The organism is Paraflavitalea sp., from assembly GCF_059502485.1.
In genome coordinates this window covers 936,715-955,967 of sequence record NZ_JCACET010000008.1, presented here as the reverse complement: position 1 = coordinate 955,967, position 19,253 = coordinate 936,715, and the positions used below count along the sequence as shown (strand labels likewise).

Genomic DNA, 19,253 nt, shown 5'->3' with positions numbered 1-19,253 from the left:
TCTTAGTTAAATAACTTTTGATAAATTATTTTTAGCTCTTCTTTATTGATCGTGTTCTCAACATGTTGCCAGGCAGCCAATGACCATTGATCATATTCAGCCTGTTTAAAACCAATAGCCATTTGCAATGCCGCTACAAATTGCTGCGGTTCTTGCAAAGGCAGGTCCCAACCAGCCTTCACAGCCTGCAGGTTTCTCCACGGAGTCTGATCACTGATCAATACCGGTTTACCACCCGCCAGTGCTTCAAAAATGGCATGCCCAAAGTTTTCACCCTGCGTAGGGAGGCCCATAATATGATGTTCAGCAATAATGGCTGGCAAATTACTATTAGGTATTTCGCCTTTGAAATCAACCTGCACGCCTTCCGGCAACGATGCTGCCATTTCCCTGCAACGGACAGCATAAGCCTTATCCTCTTCACTGCCTACCACCGTCAATAAAACATTTCCCTGCACCTGTTGCAGACACTCCAGTAAGAAATCAAGATTCTTGATGGGATGCAGCCGGCCTATGAAAATGACTTTTAACTCTCCGGGCTTTTTAAGCAAGCTGCCTGTGTAGGGAGGCACATAACCCGGCCAGTTGGGAGCCAGCAGCCCTTGAGCGCCGGCACCAAATACCTTTTTTATATCCGCATACTCGGTCGCATCCGTTGCCTGAAAGTCAATATGCCGGTGAAAACCAAGTATTTTAAACACACGCAGGTAAATCTTCTTCTTTGTTGATTTGAACTGAAGAGCACTTCTCCTCAACATACCTCTTGGCGCCAGTACCACCTTTGCATTCCACTGATTACGTCTGCTCACCAGCAAAGGATAGATCGTGAAAAACTTCGAGAACATGCTGTTGAGGTAAATAACGGTAGGCCTCAGTTCGTCAATCACCCTGGTAACCGTCGACATATTAAGAAGATCGGGCGTGCAATAAAAGACCTTTACCCGCTCATCATACGGAAGCCATTTATTTACCTGAACGCCCTCATAAGGAGCGGTAGCCCCCAGGTCTCTGTCGCCTGTGAAAACATATACATCACAATCATGCTGCATATGCTTTGCAAAGTTCACAGCAGAACGGATTGGTCCGCCGGCCTTATAACCAGGGTCGAACCAATCTATAAATACCAATACGATCTTACGCACAACCTTTACTTAAGAGGAAATAAAAATCAATTGAACCCATTCTTCTCCATCCAGTATTCCAACACCACAAACAGCCACAATTCCATCCATCTCACTTCCGGGTCACCTTTCTTAAAACGTGCCCAATAATCCAACAGCGGCTTCCCTTGTATAAAATCACGCTGAGCCATCCGTTGCAGGCGCAGATCGCAAAAATCATGCAGTTCGCGCTTCATCCACACAGCCCAGGGAAACAGGAACCCTTGCTTACGGCGGTGAACGATCTCTGGAGGCAATAACCCCTGCAAAGAATCCACCAGCAAGCTTTTCGGAGTATGAGGGAACTTCAGATCATCAGGAATACCCAGTACATAAGTAACAAGGTCATGATCAAAAAATGGCTCACGAACCTCAAGAGAAACCGCCATACTCATCTGGTCGGTATCTTTCAGCAAGGTATGTTGGGTATATCCAAGATATTCAGCAATAGAAACCTGGCTCAATGCAGGAAACTTTTCAAAACTGCCATTCAGGCCCTGCAGGTTCTGTTCAAGCGCAGTGGTGCCACTCAGATGAGTCAACTTTGATAGTAATGATGGGGAAAATATCCTCCTGAATTCAGGATAAAAAGAGGCGATCGAACAGGAGGGAGCCCGCAACAATTGCTGCAGCCTGCCTGCTTTGTTAGACCCCTTGAATGAATAAGCAGCAGCAACCAGTTGGCGCGCCAAACCAGCAACGCCCCATACCTTATTAAACTTTCTTAACTGCAAATATTGACTAAAGAATGGATAACCGGCAAATAACTCATCACCTCCTACCCCCGATAATGCAACAGTGAGTCCACTTTGCCGGATGGCTTTCGATACCACATAAGTATTGATACCATCTCCGCTGGGAGTATCCATAGCATCCAATGCATTGGTAAGCTCATCGAGAAAAACCGAAGGCTTCAGCAATACCTGGTTGTGACGGGTATTAAACTTCCTGGCTATTTGTGCGGCATACTCCGATTCATCAAATTCTTTCTCACTAAATCCTATGGTAAAAGTGTTTGGCCTGGATTCACTTACCTCTGCCATCAAGCCAACTACAGCACTTGAATCGATCCCCCCCGACAAGAAAGCACCGATAGGTACATCACTTACCAGCCGCCGTTCTACCGAGTTCCTTAACAGATTACGAATATTTTGCAATACCTGCTTCCTGTCGTGATAGTCCCCCCCGGTATCAGTAGCCTTGATATCCCAATACTTTTGAGTGCTTGCTTTTTTACCGCGAATGGTAATACAGGAACCAGCATCAAGCTGCACAATATTTTCAATCACCGATAAAGGAAAACCCACTGATTGATAACTCAGAAACTCCCTCACTGCTGCCGTATTAAGTCTGGCAGGGACAAGACCGCTGGCCAGAATACCCCTTATCTCAGAAGCAAAAAGAAAATACTCATCATTTATAAAGTAGTAAACCGGCTTTACGCCCATGCGATCCCGCGCAATAAACAACTCTTCAGTCACAGTATCCCAGATCACAAAGGCAAACATCCCTTTCAAATAAGTAAGGCTGTCTACCCCCCACTTTATATAAGCAGCCAACAGTACCTCTGTATCGCCATTGGTGGTAAATGGGTAATCTGTAAGCTTGGCTTTGATTTCCTGAAAATTGTATATCTCACCGTTGAATACAACCCTGTAACGTCCTGTATGATCAGCAAAAGGTTGATTAGCTGCATCAGACAGATCGATAATGGAGAGCCTGCGATGACCCAATGCAATCCGGCCCTGCACATAATCATTATGAGCATCTGGTCCGCGATGCGCCATGGCATCTGTCATTTTTTTAATAACAGACTGCTCAGGCACGGGCCTATTAAAATAAAGGATACCGGCTATGCCGCACATGTGGTAATAATGATGTTATGGAAATAGATAGGCGGCAGGATATTGGCATCAACTGGCCAAAGCCGCTTTCCTTCTTCTGGCCTTTATGAATGAATTGGTGGTAAACAGGCACACCAATATATAGGCGCCAAGAGTAATATTAAATAAGAGATTGTATTTCTTTAAACCAAGACTACGGAGAGAATAACTATCCGTTTTTTCCTTACCCATCGTCCAATACAGTATGTTTTTGATCAGGGGCATCAAAACCGGGATTTTGTCCCAATTAGTATAGCGTACCCCTTCGTACCGATAAGACATATCATAATCGACAGGCAACTGACTGCTATAATTAGCCCAATCCGACTGTACATCAGCAAAACTGGCCAACTCTCCGTTTAGTTTTCTGAAAAAAGTATTAAACGAGGCATCTAAAATAGCCCACCCGTAAGAGGTTTTGGCTTCGATCAGAATATGCCCTGCATTTTGACCATTTACTGTCATTTGCGGAAAGCGCACTTCAATATTCATTTCTTGTAACAAGCGCCCTAACACGTAAGCGTTGCTACCACAGGCGCCCTGCCCCGTCATCAGATCAAAACTCACAGGTTGAATATAACTGGCTTTTATTCCTTTCACCGGATGCTGACCAAATATAGCCGCCCTTTCTACACTCAACTCATGTACCAGGCGTACACTCCTGGTAAGAATACTGTCTTCCGTTGGAGCGGCAACTGAATTTTGGATATAAGCGGCTAAAGAGGAAAAAAGCCTTCGTTCGTATTGTTTTTCGGTATAGAAGTGTAAGAGACATGCAATAAGAAACCCATTCAGAAAAATAAGTATATACTTTTTTCTTCGTACAAGAAATGAATTCGGCCGGATTATGCGATGAATGAATTTCATGAGATAGCGACAATGCACATATTGGATTTACTGTCGGTATCGGATTTAGGAGTAGCACAATCGTACCTCTAAGCATAGCACAATAATGGTTGAGCATCAATGTGAGATGTAAAATTGCGTTCTGCATAATTACTAAAAAATAACCGGGCGTATTCAATCTATAATTAAAATAACATTAAAGAACAGACTATATTTAAATAACTGAAGTGAAACTTGGTTTCAACTGCTGCAATAAACTTTCAACTTCGGTTATGACTCGTATTGGTGATATATCCTGCATGCATATGTTATTTTTACATGTTTCGCTTAGGCACAGCGAACAGTGAACATCCGGGCTTCTAAAAACCCGGTTAGAGGGATTGTCAGGCGGAAACCACTTTCCCGGAAAATCGCGTGAGCTAAATAAAGCAATAGTAGGCGTACCAACTGCGTAGGATAGGTGCATAGGGCCGGTATCATTGCTGATGGTCAAACAGCATTTACTCAATGCCAACGTGCTTTGTATCGGTGTAAAATACCCGCAACAGTCAAAAATATTTTCCATCCCTTTGAATGCAACTGTTAATGCCTTGTCCTCTGGCCCGCCAACCAAAATAATATGATAATCTTTATTGAAGTGATCAATTACCGCTTTAAAATAATGGATCGGCCACCGGTTTTGCGGGCGCTTAGCCCCTACCACCACCGCAATATTTTTTCGCTTGTCGCTAATACCCTGCTTTTCGAAATACTCATCTACGTATTGCTGGTCAGCTTGTTGAACATACAGCGGGAAATCATTATCATTAACCTTAATGCCATTTTTCGTTAACAACGTATTCAAACGCGTTATTTCATTTTCAAATGCAATAAACTTCTCTTGCGTTTGCCGCCAATAATTAACCTGCGACTTCTCCCAGCCAAAACCACTGCGGGCAACGAATCGGAAAAAAAACATATCCCGGATCAATCTGAAAAAGGTAATACCCGTTTGCGGCAGATAAATGATAGTATCATACCTTTTTTGCCGCAATATAGAAAAGAGGCTCTTTTTACTATACCCGAAATAGTCAATAATAGAGTCGTAACTGGCCGGATTCAATAACTTTTCCAGTGTAACGAGGTTTGCTTTACCGGCATTAGCCAATATATCCAGTTGCGCTGTTGGGAACTGCCTACGGATAGCTATTATCGCAGGCATAGCACACAAATTGTCTCCCAGAGAGCCAGTTCTAAAAACAAGGATCCTGCCCGGCGCTTTGGGTTTATTAAATAAGAGCTTACGAAAAACATTGACTACCCAATTGCTTACACGGTAATCCGCTAATACAATCCATAATTTAATGGCTGCACCCAGAGATCTTTTTTCGCTGCTGACTCGCACTAATAGATATTATTTCTTATACAACCACCGCTGGATCCGGGGAAATATGGTTCGGCTTATCGCCCAAAACACCAGGAAAGTGATCAACAACCGCCCTATTACAATGATCCCGTCCGATTCAAAAGAAGTAAAGTTGAATAAACAAACATTGATTAACGCGTAACGAAACAGGATATTCAACGAAGAAAAATTATACAATACCCTGTATATCATTGTTACAAAAAGAGCGATCAACGCCAGCGGTATTACCATACCGATATATCCAAAATCAATGTAACAATCTGCAAAGTATCCAATACCAAAAGAAGTTCCTTTGGTATAACCACCATAATTTAATCCCGTGTACTTATTGGTTTTCTGGGTAGCATCGAAAATAGGCTTATTAGGAAAGAGGATCCTCGGCAGCAGAATAAAGCCAAGGTTGCTGGCCCAAAGCTTCCCATTCTCATGAGGTAGTATTTTAGGTACCCGGTCCATGGTACGCGCCAGGTGGAAAATATATTGCACCCGGTATAGTGTTATCATTATAGCAAACTGATACCGCTGCGCAGTAAGGCCCGACACCTCCTCGCCAATCTTACTAAGCGCATCCTCCCGGCTCACCACCACCACCTGTTGTTTTTGCCCCCCACTCACATACTTACGATAATCGCTTTTTATAGCCGACCAAGTTACCCCCATGAAGCCAAGCAACAACATTACGATCAACGAGTAAAAGATCTGCCGCAGTTTAATAGTTGCGATAAAAGTGATCGCCAGGATAATGACGATCAGAATTACCTGCTTAAAGCTGGAAAAATAAGAATACAGAGAAGTGGCAAACTCATAAACGATCATAATGCCCAGCACAAGCCGGTTCTTCTTATTAAGCCATGCTACATACCCATATACCAGGAAAAATATCCATTTGAGAGAAGATAAAGTAACGAGTATCTGGGTCAACCCACTGGAAGCTCCCAGAATAAAGCCGATTGAACTGAGAAAAAGCGTAGAACCTAAATAAAGGAACAATATCTTCCTTTCATTGATCCTCGAAGCCTCTTCTGCGAGCTTTTGACGCGAAGGCACCGGCAGATTCTTAACACCCCTTGAAACGATTGCTGCCATCGCCAATAGCCCCAGGCAACTCACCACAACAGCAATATCAGCATGAGGCGACAGAAAATTAATGTCTACCCCCCGCACATTCATCCACACCACATACGCTATGATCTGTGTCCATTGCATCACAAAAGCAAACAGCAGGACACCAGGCCGGTTATTACGCCACAACAATAAGAAGATCAGGATAAGAGTAGACATGCAGGTAAACAGGTAAACCCCATTCTTCAGCATGAGCATGCTGCCACATAGAAGCAATATCAGGGAAATAACAGACCATGATATCTTCCTTTTCTCCTTGATTGCTACATTCATACGTTCTTTTCTATTATTTCAGCGTTATCCCGGAAAGGAGAATTGTATCTGGCGCGTTGAAAGACGCGTTGCCTCAAAAAACTAAACGTTAGTGCTCCCATATTGTCAAAAGCAGCCAAAGACCCATAAAACCGGGAAAAAGTTTTAAACCGGCCCTTCAGCAAAGCTTTTACCATTAACGTATAATAAAACAACAGCTTAAAATTACGCAATAGCTGGCGGCCCTCCACCCGTTCATCAGGACTCACATAACCAAGCAGATAATCATATACCTGCAGGTCTTCTTTTAAATGAAAAACGTAATACTTCTCTTGCCGGCTAAGCTGATTTTTATGATCCCGCAATTGTATCAATGGCTCATTGATGAATCCCGTCTCATGGTCACGTGCAAGCCTTACCCACATGTCGAAGTCGCCACTTATCTTCATGCCCTCATTAAATAATCCTACTTTATCTACAGCAGCCCTGCTTAAAGTTACATTAGCAATATTACCGGCGATAGAACCCGTATAAAAAGCGATCCGGCTATGTAAAGTAGTTGAAACGATCTCAGGAGTCCGGTCTACGACTTCCTGATTCATAAATGCACCATCACCATCGATATAATGCCTGCCGGAATAGCTAAAACCAATTTGAGGATATTGTTGATGAAAACTAACCGTCCTCGCCAGGCACCCAGGATACATAATATCATCCTGCGACCAAAGTTTGATAAGAGAAGACGTGGAGTTTTTGATCAGAAAATTAAGATTATAAAAAAGTCCTCTATTTTTTTCGTTCCGGAATAGCTTGACACGTGTATCCTGCAGTGAGTTCAGGTAGGCCCAGCTTTCATCGGTGGAGCAATCATCTAATATATAGAAGGCAAAATCCCGAAATGTCTGATTCAATACAGACTCTACTGAAAGCTTCAAATACTGCCCGCCATTATACACAGGCAATATCACAACTATTGGATGCATCTATACAATCCTTTTTTTACTGACATATAAAATCCTGTAAACCTTTGCAACAATGTACAATTGATCGGTTTTAACCTCATGGAGTGTACTCACTTCTCAACTTTTAGAATGGAATAAATAGAGTTCGTGATCCCAGTAAAGTTCCATGAAAGTATAAGGGCTTCAGAACGCTTACCCATCGGCTTAAAGTTCGAACACGCTTTCAACAACTGCTCGTATAAAGCATCAACACTTCTATTAGAAAAGATATATCCGTTTTCGCCAGATTGGATGAGATCAATGGCGCCTCCCACCTTATCGCTGGCAATCACAGCACGGCCTGCCGCCATGGCTTCATTAAGTGCCAGCCCCCAGGTTTCGCCTGGTCCAACAGAAGGAAGAAGAAAAATATCGCCCAGCCTATACACAACAGGCATCAATTGTTGATTTTGAAAATCCAGGAATCGGACATTGGATAACGCAGCAGCTTCTTTTTTAAGCTCCTCCTCCAATTCCCCATTCCCTACCAGTAAGAACTTTAACCTTATATCACTTACCCTGGCAGCTACTTTTAAAATTATACCAGGATTCTTTTTAGGTTCCAGCTTACCGGCAAATAAAACAACGATGTCGTCGTCCTTGAATCCCAGCTCCTTTCTCCAATCCCTTGCACGCAAAGCATAATCCCCTTCTTCATCTATAAAACGACTATTATCTATTGCATGAGGAGAAAAAACAAGCTGATTGTCCTTCAGCCCCAGTGCTTTGAAGTACGCCTTATTATTAGTCCCAACATACAACGCATGATCGATATGCCTGTATACCCATTTCAGAAAAATGCGCCGAAGGAGTTTTTTTATACCCGTCTGTTCATCCAACAGGGTAGAATCACCCCTGAAAAGAACAGGGACTTTCCCGTGGAAAAAACGCATGGCGCCCAAATGACTCTTGAAGCTCCAGCCAAATACCAGAATGGCCTCAGCTTTCCAGGCCACAACCTCAGAGATCAATGAAGGATTGATGATCCCTTTAAAATGATGGGTGCCGGGATCTGTTGATATATTTTTTACAAAAGTATACTCATAGCCATCTAACAAAGGGATATCCCATTTAATGACTTTCCCGAAACCAGGGTCATGATTATCTCCTTTCGCAGACTGTTCCCAGGTGTAAAAAACCTTGACTCTTACTCGCCCGGTTTGAGCCAGCAACCGGAACCAGGGTGCGTTGTATTGAATAGGGTGTGAGGTAATAATAGCAAGCCGCATATCAACAGGGAATACAAAGTACCATGTGAGGAACACCTTCAACTTTATTGAAGTCTTCCCTTGACCGTATCTCATTCTTTATATCAGGCATCTCATGCAAAAGCAATCCCTTATAATTATACTTTTCAAAAAACAACCCGGCGGCTTCTTTTGTCTTTGGCCCGTGCAGTTCAAGCAATATGACAGGCCGTTTTTCTTTAAATACGCGATCCCCGTTGTGTAGTGCGAATTCTTCAGCGGACTCCAGATCAAACTTTATAAAATCAGGCATATCAATTCCCCTTTCAAACACCAACTCATCTACCCCACTACAAGCCACCTTCGATAAACTAAGCTCAGCCGCAGACTCACGGTAGTTTTTCCCCAGTCCATAAGGCCCTGAAGAACCCTGCAAATTATTCACAAACTGAAGCTCGGTATGATCAGGCCCAACCGCCAGATAATGGATGTTGACATTGGACCATTTGTTATTTCCGGGTAAAGCCTTCAACGTTTCATAGTTGTCAGCCGATGCCTCAAACGTATGCACCTTACCCTTTTCACCAGCTATCTTTCTGAAAGTAGCTGTATAATAGCCTACATAGGCGCCACAATCCCAAACCACATCTCCAGGCTTAATGTATTGATCAAACTTGACCCGGTCAAAGATCCATTGATCATAATTACCTAACCAATAAGATCCATTGACCCGAACATCCAATCGGAGTATTGCTCCTTTGGCAGGTCCTGACATTACCCTCAAATCACTGAACCCATTCTTTTTTGGCACAAGCAAATACACCAATTGCTTTACGGCAGTCTTAATCATGGACATAAATAATATTTTGTAGCCTTTATTTAATTTTCTAATGCAATTTTATTTACTAACCTGTAGGCTAAAGCCAATACAGTAAGCGTAGGATTCGAATGTGAAGCAGTCGGAAACACAGCAGCACTGCACACATATAGATTTTTATGTCCCCATACCTGCAGGTCCTTATCAACCACACCATTGCTTGCAGCGCCACTCATCCGCGCTCCTCCCATGTGATGATTGACATCAGTCAAACAACTTTCCCAATCAGGATTGTCCTTTGTGATATAAGCCTCGGGCTTTACTTGCCCAAGAGAAAGCCGGCTTATTTCCTCGCCAAGTACAGTAGACATCCTCATGACGGTATCCCAGGCTTTATGATTTAACTTCCAATTGATCAGCGCTTGTGGAATACCAAACTGATCACGTTTTTCTGATAGCCCAATATAGCTATCTCGTATAGGCTCTTGCTCCAGCATCAATACCAAACTTCCGTTCGCCCGGTGTTTATAAACAAAATGACCGGAAACATATGCGAAAGCGCTAAACAAATAACTGTTCGCACTCCCCGCTAACGTTTTAACAGAGCCTATTTTACGGCTTTGCATGAACCGTCTTATTTCTGCATACGGATCGAAACTTTCGCCAGGATAATCAAACATAATACTCGCCGACCCGTTCAACACCCGATTCTGTTGTTGCAACCCTTCCGCAGCACTTATCCTTATAGAATATTTTCTCCCGCCTTTTACATGCGTATTGAATAATGACTGTAGCCTGTAAGGATGCTTTGTTACCACCGTACCCACCTTAATACAAGGATGATCCATAAAACACTTACCCAACCAACCGGAATGATTCCCGATACCGCTGGGAGTCTGGTGTCTGTTACTTAAAAGAATACGATTTGTTTCAATACCACCGGCCGCAATGATTAACCTATGAGCCTTGATAACATACACCTTCTGCTTGAAATTGCTGACCTCAATGCTTTCAATCCCTGCGGCTGCATCAAAATTAATCCTGGTCAATACGGCATTGTATACAACAGTGACGGATGTTTTCAGTTGCTCCCAATACAATTGTTTAAAATTGGGCTGTGGTGCCCACTTGGAAAAGTGATACTTTAATAGCTCATCCTTAAAAGGAGGCTTCTTGATACCAAACAAGTTCAAAATATCATCTTCATAATCTTTAGTATCGATCTTCATGAACTCATTGGCCTTCGTATAATAATCGTGCAGGTCATTGTATGTGATCGGCCACCCACTGTTATTCACCCAATCCCTGATCGTGAAATCCAATGGAGAAAAAGGAAGAGACTGCCCGCCCCAGGCAATCGTAGTGCCACCAATTGCCCGCTTACGGCCCCAAACAGCGTTTGATAAATTCTTACCCGTTTGTTCTACCGTATTCAATTCCTGCCGCTGTTCATCTTCCGAAAAATGTCCGGATTCTAATAACAATACCTTTTTCCCTTTCTTCGACAATTCGATGGCCAATAATATACCGGCAGCACCGGCGCCTGTAATGACAACATCGAACAGAACATCCTGCGAAAACTGAATAGGCTCGTTATTTAAGTCGATAGCTGGCATCCAAAAATCAAATTACTATTGCGTGTTAGTGTTGAACCCTTCCAGGTTCTGCTTCAATATTTCTATTCTTCTTGTCGAAAAGATCAATTTACTATTCAAAGGATCTTTTGCATACGTAGCAAGCCGGTGCCCTCCTGCATACTGAGTAGTCTTAGCTCCAGCTTGCTTATGCAAGCCTTTCATACAACTATGCAAAAAGTGTTGCTTACCGGGAAATAGCTGCAGGAGCTGCGCCCCACCATCACCAGCTTCGTATTGCAAAACATCCCATTTGCTTAGTTCCTCAGGTTTTTGAGTAAGCAGGTTATGGCTATTGGTTGCCACTCCCAGAAAACGGATGATCCCTTGTTGTCGTCGGTCAAATAAATATTCCCTGGCAGCAGGCTCCAGAAAACCCGGAAGTCCTTCATGCAGGAAATAATAATCGATATAATTTGTTCTTAACCGCTGTAAGCTTTGTGTCAGGCTATTCCTGACATCTGCGGCTGATATACTTCGATAAGATAGCAATTCCGGAGGCGCATCATCCACCGGCAACTGTTGAACAGCAGGAGCCTTTTTAAGCGCTTTCCGGTAGTGATTTAATGTTAAGGCTATAGTGGCCGGAACAGTCAACCGCTTAATAGCGCCCAATCCAAATTTGGTAGTGATCGTTACCCGATCCCGCTTGTTCTTTATAAACCGGCCTGTAATATCTTCCGCATATCCCTGTCCATACAGGGGTGCTGTATCGAAATGGGTGATGCCACCATCGAATGCTGTTTCCAGCAACCGTATCACAGCCCCATAACTCTTCATGCTTGTTATGCCGGCAGTCCCAAACCCCAACTTATGACGCAGGTCAGGCATAAGCTTGATCTAATAAGTTTGCGAGTGTATGAGTGACAGAGGCTGCAGAGTATTGTTCTAAAGCATCCATTTTAACAGATGCAGGACGAAAACCCTTTATCCAGGATGTATATGCTTTATAAGTTTCAATAAATCCTTGAGGTAATTCGTCCAAATGCTCAGGGTCGATAGGATAGCAAATCCCGGCACCCGTACTTTGTATAACCTGTAAGGCAGTTGAATCTTTATGCAAAAGCGCCAGCAATGGCTTGCCGGACAATATGCCCTGAAAGACCTTCGAAGGCGTGTAATGCCTTTCCGTGCTTCCTAATATAAAAATACCACTGGCGATGTTCAGGTGCACCAACACATCCAAATAAGGAATACGTTTAGGATACTCGAATATGACCTTACCCCACAATCCATACCGCTCAGCCAGTAGTTTTATATTATACCCTTCAGCATCATCAGGCGTTTTACCTGTACCAATGAAATGGATTTCCAGGTTTTCAAAAACATCAGGGACCGACGATATGGCCGCGAACATTTTCTCGAGCGGCTCATAAGCCTTGGGCAGCATAGCGCCAGCATACACCAACTGCAGCTTGTCAGGCTTTGCGTCAAATAAGTAAGGCCGCAATCCGAGCTCTTTTACCTTTTCATGGTCCCTCTTCTCACCACCGTAAGGCATGGCGCCAAACACACAGGTTTTGATCAAATGAGGATTACGCTCTTTAACACCGGTATAATAACCCTCAGCGACACCGGTTATCAGCGAAGCATTTTTTACAGCAATGGGTTCCAGCCAGCCAGCCAGTTTAGTACTGAACCAATGGCGGGAAAATAATTTGTCGCTTCCTGGAAAACGATGCACCCACGGATCGATATAGTCTATCCCATACGAAACACCTGTTGAGGCATGAAGCCATCTTCCCAGCAGCGCCACATAAAATGAGGGAATAGGGATATATAGAAAGTCGATCTGATGAGATCTGATGATCCTTTTTGCCTTTTTATATAACTGAAAAAAAGAACGCAAACCAATATCTCCTACTACACGGGGGCGACCGACCTTAAATGCTTTTACCTTTTCAATAAGTAGGTCATCAGGCAACAGCCTGGCAAGATTGGGATCCAATGCCTCCTCATAATAATCCTCGTGAACAGTTAACACAACTGGCTTCCATCCAAATGCAGGAAGGTGCTGAGCAAACAATCTTGAACGATGAACCGCCGCCAGGTTAGAAGGAGGGAAATGCGGAGATATGATCAATACATTTTTCAAATTAAAGCTCATTCTTCACCGCTCTGAGTACACGTTTTATCTTTTTGGACAGCCCGTTCCCAAAACTTCCAAGGTTCTTTTGTTGCCTGGAAACAAAATAAACTGCTCCATCACCAAAGTACTGTACCTGCACAGTTGCCAACCCTTCAAAATCTTTCTTTGTCCAGTGAGAAACGTGGTTCTCATACTCACTTTCATACAACTTTTGCTCAAAGAAATCAAGCGGAGTCGAGATCAGCACACTACTTCCCTGCGATAAAAAGTGCTGCAGCATAGGGATTGTAGCCGCCTTTTCAATATGCTCGATGATATCGATCATGATAATCAGCTCATAACGGGGAAGCTGTTTGTATATCTCCAACACGTTGCCGAAATGAATTTTATTATAAAAATGATCGAGATGTGGCAACATCAGATCAGGATCAACCTCTACAGCATCGATGGAGATGTTGCTTTGCTCCTTCATCTTTTTAGAAGGGTCCAGTCTCTTCTTACTGTCAATACCAATATATTCATGCAATAAAAACCCATATTTCCCGAAACCTTTTCCGATATCGAGGACGGTACCAGGACGGATCGTAGAAATAAGATTCACTATACATGGTATTTGACTAACAAACGACGAAGCCATAAAAAGTAATTATTAATGTTAGGTTTGGTATATAATGACTGAACCCCTAATTAAGTACAACACGCACCTCCTTCAATAGCAACTCTTCCTCCATCTCCCAGTTGTATTTTGCCTTCGCTATAGAGTAAGCCTGCTGACGGCATTGATACAAATAATCCCGGTCACGATACAAGCTGTCCAGATATCCCGCAAGTTCATGAGGATTGTTATAAGCATATAAATATCCGATCCCCGGGTGCTGGCCCATAAATAAACGTTGCGCTTGTGTATCGGATGCCAGTACGCAGACGCCTGACGTGAGATACACAAAAAGCTTATTGGTCAGGCATTTGTCCCTGTTTTCGTTATGAGGCACCTCAGCCGCCATGCCAATATCATAAGAGGCAGCGATACCGAACAGATCATCGGCTGGCACAGGTGGCAAAAACTGAACAGATTCTTTCCGGACAGCCAAGTTACCGAGCTTTTGCCGGTACTCATCTGAACAATCACCTATAAGATGGAAGCAGATGTCACAATCAGGAAGCAGGTTAATGGCCTCAACAATAGTTTCAAGCCCTCTGTTCTCACCTACAGTTTGAGAAAACCAGAACAGGTGCAAACCCTTATTCGTTTTCTTTACAGGCTGCTGTAAAAACGATCGCTCAAATACATTATTGATAACGGGAATAGGCTTGTTAACAAAAGATTGATAAGCTTCCGCGATAAGAGGAGAAGCAGCTATGAGGTAGTCGCAGGCAGGCAGGTATTTCTTTTCGAGATATACTGCCATAGCATGCAGGGGATCCGCTGGGTCGAACTGACCACTATAAAGATCTTCAAGATCAAATCCACAGGCGCCCTTGTATTTACGAGCAGCCCATACGGCAGGCGCCAATGCTCCAAGATTATGAGCGATGTAAAGATCTGCCTCCATCTTTCGCAAAGACCACCATAAGAAAAAAGCAGGTCGTGCAATAGCAAACGCAGCAAACCCTCCCTGCCAGTAGTGGGCAATAGACCTGCTCAGTTTATGCACAACCCGTGACAGCCAATATTGTCTTTTGTCCTGGTACGGGCTGCCGCCAGCCAATGTAAAATCATGCCGGTTCAAGCCACCCTTTTCCCAAAGCACCTGGTCTGTTTTCACAGCCCAATCAGTCCAGTATGCATATACAACACGAACATCAAAACCAGCCCGGATCAACGTCTCATATTCTTTTACCATCCGCGGGTTGGTCGAAGGCTGCCCGGTAGTCACGATAACAATTCGCTTACGCATACCGCTTGTCAGCCCTCAATGCAGAGTTTTCCTTTACAAAGATCAGATCAGTTTGCCACAGCGCCTGATCCAATGGCCGCCTCGCAGAAACCGAGCAAATATCATAAGTAACGAATCCGTAGTCGTACATAAAATTGATAACATCTCTGAAGAGCGGTACCCCTTTATGGATGTCCAGTAAGGATACCTCTGTTACGATCACATCAACGGTAGGCAGGTATTTTTCAAAACCTTTTAATATTTCCACTTCATATCCCTGCACATCCAGTTTGATCATATCTACCTTGCCAACACCTGCCGCCGTAAAAATATTATCAAGCGTTTCTGTTTTCAACACCACCGTAGGAGCGTGCTGATCAACATGCTCATCCAATACAGAGCTGGCCGTTTCCATCAGGTGGAAAGACACTTCCTGGCCAGCCTTGCTACCCAAACAGTTCATGTGCAATTTGGTGTGTTGCGGATATTTTGCCAGCACACTCTTCAGCCCTGCCTCTTTTTGAGGATTCGCCTCAAACATGTGGAAAGTAGCATCAGGAAATGTTTTAAGCACTTCGGTAGTAAACTCACCTTCATAAGCACCTACATCAGCAATTACCTTGGGTGAAAACCCATTACGCTTTAGGTTATCGATACTCCAATATATATGTGGCGCGCCCAGTTGTAATTTGATCTTACGTTTTACTGAGTCTGGTATCAGAGATAATAATCTGGCCATTTATTACAATTGTTGTGAGTAAATATTTAGATAGTCGAGAGCTATACGATGATCACTGTATTTTTCTTCGGCTTCAGTCCGGCATTCAGTCCGGCTGATAGAACCAAGTTGCTTAATAAAGGAAGCCATTTCTTCAGGAGTATCACATAAGAAGCCAGTTTCACCATGCCGGATACCTTCAGGCACTCCACCATTGCGAAAAGCGATAATAGGCGTACCACAGGCAAAGGACTCTGGTAATACTACCGGGAAAGGCTCATACCATTCGATAGGCAACAACATCGCAGCAGCCTGTCCCAGCAACTCATTCTTCTGCACGTTATTAACTACACCAATGTATTTGATTTGATCGCCATCAAACTGCGGCTTCAATTCCTTTTCAAAATACTCCTGCTCTTCCTTCAAAGGCGATATATTACCGGCGATAATAAGCTTACGGCCCGTCAACTTAGCCGCCTTGATAGCACTGTGCGCACCCTTACACCTTTCCAGCCGGCCAAGAAAAACCAACGGTGCATCATTAGTATTTACAACAGGATTGAATGTAAACTGACTTATCGGAGCACAATTGTATACCGTTTTCCAATCACCACCGCCAGGTTTACCGGTTTTGACAATCGCATCGGAAACCGCCGTGTAAGTAAGGTTGCGTACCCGCATCCGGTTCAAGCCACTTATATTGGAAGGCGTAATATACCGCATGTAGGTTTGTACTTTTCGTATGCGTGACCAGGCAATGGGAAACAACCATGCCAACCTTCCGAAATTATGGATCACATCATGACTGCCGATCTCTTTATACAATATACGTGCAACTTTACCGAGCAATGAATAATCGATCTTGATAGACTGTATATCCTCATTTTTACCATACTCGATCAATCGTCCGGGCGATTTGGAATTGGGGCCGGCTACCAGGGTAACCTCATGCCCCATCTCTGCGTACTTATTGGCAATATCTGCAATCACACGCTCTATTCCTCCATAATGAATAGGGGGCACAGGAATAGAAGGGTCCATTAACAACAAAATGCGCATATTACTCTTTAAATATGATTATTATATAGTTCCAAATATTGTTTACCTACACTATCAAAAGAAGCAGGGGGCAGCACGTTACTTTTCAAAGAAGGCAACAACTCTTTTTCAGCTATCAGACGAAGCACCTGTTTCCGGAAACCATCCACAGACTTAAATGGAAACAACAATCCATTCTTTCCATGCTGTATCAATTCCGCATTCCCATATACTTCGCTGGCCAATACCGGTATTCCTGCGGCAAAAGCTTCCTGTATTACAAGCGGCGACATTTCAGAGAACGCAGAAGCAAGACATAACATATCATGCTGACCAAAAGCCGATAATATTTGTTGCCGCGGCAACAATCCTCTCCAATGCACATTTTTCATGCCCTTCGACAGCGTGCGACAATGCACGTAATACTCGGAGCTCTCTTCTTTGCCATATATGCTCAACTCAACCTTGTCGGCGGGTATAGATTGAAGCGCTTGCAATATCAGATCGATACCCTTTACCTGGTTAATGCGTCCTGCAAAAACCAGTTTGATCGAAGCCGGTTCGTTGAATGAAACCTTTGCTGGCTGACTATCCCCATCGCTATAAGGTAATGCTTGTTTGATAGAAGCTAACTGGTCTTCCGGAAAACCATTCAACAACATCATCTTCTTAAACCAATCCGTGAGCACGATTACCTTTTTGCAGGCTTTGGCTATACGGACCAATTCATCCTCAAGCCCATGTATTCTGTTCACGATAGACAACCCTGTCCCTAAAGGATTGTTCCAATAACCAGCATCGATACCTACCGTAGCAAGACCACTCCCCATCACAGCCATCAGATCGGCCATCCACATAGGCTTGTGTTGATGTACCATAACACAAGCGGCGCATTTCCGGGGCTTTATAACACCATCACACAGTTCCCTTTCCTTATATACAAGAGTTTGAGCCCTGCACACCTGGCCAGCCAGGTGCATGGTATAATAAGTGTTGATCCCCAACTCCTCACTCACTTCAATATGTGATACGGAAATACCACTTCCGCCATTTATATCATGAAAATGCACCACATCAGGTTCCACTTTTTGAAGATACTCCCGAAAGTGGACCAACCCATCCGGTTTAGCGATACCAATTTTATGCAAACGTCCAACCTTGGTAGGCTCCGGATACTTCGTCACTTTGATACCATCGTGGGTATACGTGTTATACTCATTCGTAAAGTAGTTGGGTATCAAAACCTCTACTTCTATATTATATTGCTGCAGGTATTTGCACAGCGACCATACATATACTTCGGTACCTCCAACAGAATGCGGCAAGAAAAAAGGCAATACCTGAACCACTCTCATACACTACGAAGATTATCCTGCCAGTCTGTTTGCCACATTTTATGCCGTACTACAGAGACAAAATGACGCATGGCTATTCTATCGGGGTTAAAATCCATACCAAATTTAAAACTGTCTGATCCACTTAAAACGAAATACCGGGGATCTAAAATTCCTTTATTCCTATCTGCCTGAAACATGTAATGTATGGATGCCTGCTCTGTAAAATGTTCCCAGGTATTACGATCGTCCCTGTTAAGAATATATTGAACGGCAGACTCCCAATCAGGCCGTTCATTAAAGATCAGGAACCCGGCATTCAAAAAAGGGGCCTGGGGAGCACCGAAGCGATCAGTTAAATAACGGTCGAAATGTGGTGCTCCATCGGCAATGAACCAATTCTGCTTATTAAGCGTAGGAATGAAGTCACCAAACTTTTTATAGAAAAGGATGTCGGAATCTGTAAATATCGTGGTCGTGGTTATTGGATGATTCAAGTACGCATGCAATCGGTTGCCCCAGATGTTATACTGGCCAAACCGCAAAAGCCCATCAAACCTTATTGCCAGATTGTGGTCCCAATGCAAAACTTTCAGACCGGGGATCTGTTGTAGTAATGCAGTTTCTTCAGCAGTATGCGTTTTATCCGAATAAACTGTCCACGAGTTAGGTATTCCAACATTATAATAGAAAGACAGAACTGAGTATAGTTGCTCAACAAACGTTTTGGAGCCGGAAAAAGAAGCCACATTGATCGCTCCGGAACATTCCTTCCTGGGAATGCCTGCAATCAGGGAGGGTATATGCTTTTTAAGATCTTCGAAAACAGCCTTACCACGTTTCTCTGAATACCATTTTGCCAATCTTCCGTAACCAGGAATTCTCATCAC

Annotated in this window: 17 protein-coding genes; all 17 read right to left on the bottom strand. The window is 43.5% G+C overall.

The window, feature by feature from the left end; translation table 11 throughout:
- Positions 1–2 precede the first annotated feature (2 nt).
- The 17 genes from AC5JBY_RS06760 to AC5JBY_RS06680 all read right to left on the bottom strand — a co-directional run bounded on the left by AC5JBY_RS06760 (position 3) and on the right by AC5JBY_RS06680 (position 19,253).
- On the bottom strand, positions 3–1,142 hold the full coding sequence (locus AC5JBY_RS06760; protein WP_495903800.1) for a glycosyltransferase family 4 protein: 1,140 nt from the start codon (positions 1,140–1,142) through the stop codon (positions 3–5).
- A gap of 26 nt (positions 1,143–1,168) precedes the next feature.
- A complete protein-coding gene (asnB, locus tag AC5JBY_RS06755; protein WP_495903799.1) occupies positions 1,169–3,025 on the bottom strand; it encodes an asparagine synthase (glutamine-hydrolyzing) in 1,857 nt (618 codons plus the stop codon).
- A gap of 48 nt (positions 3,026–3,073) precedes the next feature.
- The gene (locus AC5JBY_RS06750) at positions 3,074–3,910 is read right to left on the bottom strand and encodes a transglutaminase-like domain-containing protein (RefSeq protein ID WP_495903798.1); all 837 of its coding nucleotides are present in this window, start codon (positions 3,908–3,910) and stop codon (positions 3,074–3,076) included.
- A 193-nt stretch (positions 3,911–4,103) separates the two neighbouring features.
- Positions 4,104–5,090, bottom strand: a complete 987-nt coding sequence (locus AC5JBY_RS06745; protein WP_495903797.1) for a glycosyltransferase family 9 protein — start codon at positions 5,088–5,090, stop codon at positions 4,104–4,106.
- 192 nt (positions 5,091–5,282) lie between these two features.
- Positions 5,283–6,689 (bottom strand): hypothetical protein, encoded by a 1,407-nt coding sequence (locus AC5JBY_RS06740; protein WP_495903796.1) that lies wholly within the window; start codon positions 6,687–6,689, stop codon positions 5,283–5,285.
- Entirely contained in the window at positions 6,686–7,651 is a 966-nt protein-coding gene (locus AC5JBY_RS06735; protein WP_495903795.1) for a glycosyltransferase family 2 protein, read from the bottom strand. Before AC5JBY_RS06735 ends, AC5JBY_RS06740 begins: the two co-directional genes overlap by 4 nt.
- 89 nt (positions 7,652–7,740) lie before the next feature.
- Positions 7,741–8,841 (bottom strand): glycosyltransferase family 4 protein, encoded by a 1,101-nt coding sequence (locus tag AC5JBY_RS06730; protein ID WP_495903794.1) that lies wholly within the window; start codon positions 8,839–8,841, stop codon positions 7,741–7,743.
- A gap of 58 nt (positions 8,842–8,899) precedes the next feature.
- Positions 8,900–9,712 (bottom strand): FkbM family methyltransferase, encoded by an 813-nt coding sequence (locus AC5JBY_RS06725; RefSeq protein ID WP_495903793.1) that lies wholly within the window; start codon positions 9,710–9,712, stop codon positions 8,900–8,902.
- A gap of 23 nt (positions 9,713–9,735) precedes the next feature.
- Positions 9,736–11,289 carry a GMC oxidoreductase gene (locus tag AC5JBY_RS06720; RefSeq protein WP_495903792.1) on the bottom strand — a complete coding sequence of 518 codons (1,554 nt, stop codon included), beginning with the start codon at positions 11,287–11,289 and terminating at the stop codon, positions 9,736–9,738.
- A 15-nt stretch (positions 11,290–11,304) separates the two neighbouring features.
- Positions 11,305–12,138 (bottom strand): aldo/keto reductase, encoded by an 834-nt coding sequence (locus AC5JBY_RS06715; RefSeq protein WP_495903791.1) that lies wholly within the window; start codon positions 12,136–12,138, stop codon positions 11,305–11,307.
- On the bottom strand, positions 12,131–13,402 hold the full coding sequence (locus AC5JBY_RS06710; RefSeq protein ID WP_495903790.1) for a glycosyltransferase family protein: 1,272 nt from the start codon (positions 13,400–13,402) through the stop codon (positions 12,131–12,133). The genes AC5JBY_RS06715 and AC5JBY_RS06710 overlap by 8 nt, the downstream gene beginning before the upstream one ends.
- 1 nt (position 13,403) lies before the next feature.
- Complete coding sequence (locus AC5JBY_RS06705) at positions 13,404–13,997, bottom strand: hypothetical protein (RefSeq protein ID WP_495903789.1); 594 nt, start codon at positions 13,995–13,997, stop codon at positions 13,404–13,406.
- Between the two features lie 82 nt (positions 13,998–14,079).
- On the bottom strand, positions 14,080–15,294 hold the full coding sequence (locus tag AC5JBY_RS06700; protein ID WP_495903788.1) for a glycosyltransferase: 1,215 nt from the start codon (positions 15,292–15,294) through the stop codon (positions 14,080–14,082).
- Entirely contained in the window at positions 15,287–16,012 is a 726-nt protein-coding gene (locus tag AC5JBY_RS06695) for an FkbM family methyltransferase (protein WP_495903787.1), read from the bottom strand. Before AC5JBY_RS06695 ends, AC5JBY_RS06700 begins: the two co-directional genes overlap by 8 nt.
- A 3-nt stretch (positions 16,013–16,015) precedes the next feature.
- A complete protein-coding gene (locus AC5JBY_RS06690) occupies positions 16,016–17,050 on the bottom strand; it encodes a glycosyltransferase (protein WP_495903786.1) in 1,035 nt (344 codons plus the stop codon).
- 8 nt (positions 17,051–17,058) lie between these two features.
- A complete protein-coding gene (locus AC5JBY_RS06685) occupies positions 17,059–18,384 on the bottom strand; it encodes a glycosyltransferase (protein ID WP_495903785.1) in 1,326 nt (441 codons plus the stop codon).
- Positions 18,381–19,253, bottom strand: coding sequence for a hypothetical protein (locus tag AC5JBY_RS06680; protein ID WP_495903784.1), 873 nt, complete (start codon positions 19,251–19,253; stop codon positions 18,381–18,383). The genes AC5JBY_RS06685 and AC5JBY_RS06680 overlap by 4 nt, the downstream gene beginning before the upstream one ends.

Coding starts and splice junctions, on each gene's coding strand:
- AC5JBY_RS06700 (WP_495903788.1), bottom strand. CDS start 15,294: ATGCGTAAGCGAATTGTTATCGTGACTACCGGGCAGCCTTCGACCAAC.
- AC5JBY_RS06720 (WP_495903792.1), bottom strand. CDS start 11,289: ATGCCAGCTATCGACTTAAATAACGAGCCTATTCAGTTTTCGCAGGAT.
- AC5JBY_RS06695 (WP_495903787.1), bottom strand. CDS start 16,012: ATGGCCAGATTATTATCTCTGATACCAGACTCAGTAAAACGTAAGATC.
- AC5JBY_RS06685 (WP_495903785.1), bottom strand. CDS start 18,384: ATGAGAGTGGTTCAGGTATTGCCTTTTTTCTTGCCGCATTCTGTTGGA.
- AC5JBY_RS06750 (WP_495903798.1), bottom strand. CDS start 3,910: ATGAAATTCATTCATCGCATAATCCGGCCGAATTCATTTCTTGTACGA.
- AC5JBY_RS06735 (WP_495903795.1), bottom strand. CDS start 7,651: ATGCATCCAATAGTTGTGATATTGCCTGTGTATAATGGCGGGCAGTAT.
- AC5JBY_RS06740 (WP_495903796.1), bottom strand. CDS start 6,689: ATGAATGTAGCAATCAAGGAGAAAAGGAAGATATCATGGTCTGTTATT.
- asnB (WP_495903799.1), bottom strand. CDS start 3,025: ATGTGCGGCATAGCCGGTATCCTTTATTTTAATAGGCCCGTGCCTGAG.
- AC5JBY_RS06745 (WP_495903797.1), bottom strand. CDS start 5,090: ATGCCTGCGATAATAGCTATCCGTAGGCAGTTCCCAACAGCGCAACTG.
- AC5JBY_RS06725 (WP_495903793.1), bottom strand. CDS start 9,712: ATGTCCATGATTAAGACTGCCGTAAAGCAATTGGTGTATTTGCTTGTG.
- AC5JBY_RS06715 (WP_495903791.1), bottom strand. CDS start 12,138: ATGCCTGACCTGCGTCATAAGTTGGGGTTTGGGACTGCCGGCATAACA.
- AC5JBY_RS06690 (WP_495903786.1), bottom strand. CDS start 17,050: ATGCGCATTTTGTTGTTAATGGACCCTTCTATTCCTGTGCCCCCTATT.